The 3,226-nt window shown below is 73.3% G+C and carries 2 protein-coding genes; both read left to right on the top strand.

Features of this window, described 5'->3' with window-relative positions:
• The coding region (locus B4E30_RS06580) for an aldehyde dehydrogenase family protein (RefSeq protein ID WP_286794131.1) at window positions 1-1,690 on the top strand (1,690 nt) is incomplete at its 5' end.
• A gap of 183 nt (window positions 1,691-1,873) precedes the next feature.
• A complete protein-coding gene (locus B4E30_RS06575; protein WP_286717804.1) occupies window positions 1,874-3,118 on the top strand; it encodes an FAD-binding protein in 1,245 nt (414 codons plus the stop codon).
• Window positions 3,119-3,226 lie beyond the last annotated feature (108 nt).

The raw sequence follows: 3,226 nt of genomic DNA, 5'->3' as shown, positions 1-3,226 counted from the left end.
CCGCGTCGGCGGCGCGCTGTTCCTACCGTCGAGCGTCACCGTCGTCACTCCGCCGTGGAACTTCCCGATCGCGATCCCCGCGGGCGGCGTGCTGGCCTCGCTCGCCGCCGGGTCCGGCGTCGTCTTCAAGCCCGCGCCGCCGTCGCGGCGCTGCGCGGCGGTCGTCGCCGAAGCGCTGTGGTCTGCCGGGGTGCCCCGTGACGTGCTCGCGTTCGTCGACATCGACGAGGCCGACCTCGGCCGACGGCTCATCGCCCATCCCGACGTCGACCGCGTCATCCTCACCGGCTCGTGGGACACCGCCGCGCTGTTCCGCTCGTGGCGACCCGATCTGCCGCTGCTGGCCGAGACGAGCGGCAAGAACGCTCTGATCGTCACGCCCTCCGCCGACCTCGACCTCGCCGCATCCGACCTCGTCAAGAGCGCTTTCGGCCATGCCGGTCAGAAGTGCTCGGCGGCGTCGCTGGCCATCCTCGTCGGCCCGGTCGGGCGGTCGAGGCGGTTCTCCCGGCAGCTCGTCGACGCGGTGCGATCGCTGCGCGTCGCGCCGCCGACGGATCCGCTCGCCGAGGTGGGCCCGGTCATCGAGAAGCCGCAAGGCAAGCTGGAGTGGGCGCTGACGACCCTCGACGACGGCGAGCAGTGGCTGGTGGAGCCGACCCTGCTCGACGCCGGGCCCGCATACGACGGTCGTCTGTGGACGCCGGGAGTGCGCGTCGGGGTGCAGCCGGGATCGCGCATGCATCTCGAGGAGTTCTTCGGGCCCGTGCTCGGCATCATGCACGCCGCGTCGCTCGAGGAGGCCATCGACCTGCAGAACGCCGTCGCGTACGGCCTGACAGCGGGCCTGCACACGCAGAGCCCCGACGACCTCGCCCGGTGGCTCGACGGCGTGCAGGCCGGCAATCTCTACGTCAACCGCGGCATCACGGGTGCGATCGTGCAGCGTCAGCCCTTCGGCGGGTGGAAGCGCTCGTCGGTCGGGCCGGGAGCGAAGGCGGGCGGACCCAACTACCTCATCGGGCTCGGCTCGTGGCGGCCGACCCCCGGTGGGGCCGGCTCGCAGACGCTTCACCTGAAGGGGCTCGACTCCCGCATCACCGCCGTCATCGAATCCGCTCAGCCGTCGCTGTCGTATGACGCCTTCGACTGGCTGCGTCGGGGTGCGCTGTCGGATGCGGTGGTGTGGAGTCGGGAGTTCGGCCAGGTGCGCGACGTGTCGGGGCTCGGCATCGAGCGGAACCTGTTCCGCTACCGCCCGGTCGACGTCGCGGTGCGGGCGGCGGGCGACGCGACCTGGCAGGCGCTGCTGCGCGTGATCGTCGCCGGCATCCGCTCCGGTTCGTCGATCACCGTCAGTGCGCCGGTGGGGCTGCCGGCCGAAGTGCGGCGCACGCTCGACGACCACGGCGTGACCGTCTACGTCGAGAGCGATGCGGAGTGGATCGGGCGGATGACCCTGCCGAACCGACCCCCTCGGGCGCGGCTGGTCGGAACCCGCGACTCCCTGCCGCCGCTGCACCGCGCGCTCGCCGAGGGGACGGGCGGCGATCCCGATCTCGCCGTGTACGACTCGGAGGTCACCACGGCCGGTCGCATCGAGCTGCTGCCCTTCCTGCACGAGCAGGCCGTCTCGATCACCGCCCACCGGTTCGGCAACCCCGACCCGTGGTCCGACGCGGTGATCTGACCCGCGGGGTGAAGGATCTCGGTCTGAGGCGGCCTCGCGGACCCCGTGCCGGCCGCCCGGATGTCGGAGAATCGGCCCGATGTCGGAGGATTCGGCGCAGATTCTCCGACATCGGCGCGGATCTCCGACGGGGCGGTTTCGAAACGGCGGCGCCGCGGCTGGGCGGCATGCTGGAATGAGGGGATGAGCGAGCGCAACTGGGCCGGCAACGTCACCTACCGGGCGCGGCGCATCGCTGAACCCCGAAGCCTCGACGAGCTCGCTGCCATCGTCGTGGAGGAGCCCCGCGTGCGGGCCCTCGGCAGCCGCCACTCCTTCACCGACATCGCCGACACCGAGGGCGTGCTCGTCTCGCTCGCGCACCTGCCGGGCGAGGTCGAGGTGGATGCGGCCGCCGGCCTCGCGCGCGTGCCGGCCGGTCTCCGCCACGGCGACCTCGTGCCGGCCCTCGACGCCGCCGGTGTGGCACTCGCCAACCTCGCCTCGCTGCCGCACATCTCCGTCGCCGGTGCGGTGCAGACCGGGACGCACGGGTCCGGCGACCGGATCGGCACTCTGGGCACCCAGGTGACGGCGGTGGAACTCGTGACCGCCGAGGGGGAGACCCTCGCGCTGCGCCGCGGCGACGCCGACTTCGCCGGTGCCGTCGTGGGGCTCGGGGCACTCGGCGTGGTCACCCACCTGACCCTCGAGGTCGAGCCGGCGTACGAGATCGCGCAGACGGTGTTCGAAGGCGTCCGGTGGGACGACGTGCTGCCGGAGATCTCCGCCGTGACCGGCGCCGGCGACAGTGTGAGCATGTTCACGACGTGGCAGGACGCCGACGCGATCGACCAGGTGTGGGTGAAGGCCCGCCCGGGGCGCGCTGATCACGACGCGCTGCGCGCGCTCGGCGGGCGCGAGGCCGACGGGCCGCGGCATCCGCTGCCGGGCATCGACCCCGCCCCGTGCACCGTGCAGGGCGGCGAACCCGGTCCGTGGTTCGCGCGGTTGCCGCACTTCCGCCTCGAGTTCACTCCGTCGGCGGGCGACGAGCTGCAGAGCGAGTACCTCGTCGATCGCGCCGACGCCCCTGCGGCGATCGATGCGCTTCGCCGCCTCGCGCCGCGGATCGCCCCGGCGCTGCAGGTGTGCGAGGTGCGCACGATGGCGGCCGACGACCTGTGGCTGAGTCCCGCGTACGCCCGCGACACCGTCGGTCTGCACTTCACGTGGCGCCTCGACCCGGATGCCGTCGGTGCGGTGCTGCCGCTCATCGAGGAGGCGCTGCCGGACTCGGCGCGCCCGCACTGGGGCAAGGTCTTCGCGATGGATGCCGCGACCCTCGCCACCCGCTACCCCCGCTGGCGGGACTTCACCGCGCTGCGGGACCGCCTCGACCCCGGCCGCCGCTTCGGCAACGCCTACCTCGCCGCCCTCGGCCTCTGACCGCATCCTCACCCGCCCCGGCCCACCCGGCCCCCGCCCCCCGGCCCCCGCCCCGCCGATGTCGGAGAATCGGCCGGATGTCGGAGGATTCGGCGCAGATCCTCCGAC

This window comes from Microbacterium sp. UBA3394 (assembly GCF_002358725.1).
GTDB classification, from domain to species: Bacteria; Actinomycetota; Actinomycetes; order Actinomycetales; family Microbacteriaceae; genus Microbacterium; species Microbacterium luteum.
Note: the sequence above shows the minus strand (reverse complement) of the source record. Positions and strands in the feature narration are given on the sequence as shown.